This is a genomic window from Leeia speluncae (assembly GCF_020564625.1).
GTDB lineage: Bacteria > Pseudomonadota > Gammaproteobacteria > Burkholderiales > Leeiaceae > Leeia > Leeia speluncae.
The window spans coordinates 1-230 of sequence record NZ_JAJBZT010000045.1 but is presented as its reverse complement, the minus strand read 5'-3'; the positions used below and the strand labels follow the sequence as shown (position 1 = coordinate 230).

General features: G+C 50.0%; 1 protein-coding gene. It reads left to right on the top strand.

Annotation, left to right across the window (positions count from 1 at the left end; all coding sequences use genetic code 11):
* The coding region (locus LIN78_RS18025) for an FAD-dependent oxidoreductase (protein ID WP_373307801.1) at positions 1 to 230 on the top strand (230 nt) is incomplete at both ends.

The window sequence follows — 230 nt, the reverse complement described above, 5'->3', positions numbered from 1 at the left end:
CGCGGCTATCTAGGTGGGGGTAACACTGCCCGTAACACCACGATTGTGCGTTCTAACTACCTGTGGGACGAAGCGTCGCAGCTATACGAACACAGTATGAAACTGTGGGAAGGTTTATCCGAAGACATTAACTACAACGTGATGTTCAGTCAGCGCGGTGTGTTTAACTTATGCCATACCTTGCAAGATATGCGTGACGGCGAACGCCGCGTGAACGCAAACAATCTGAA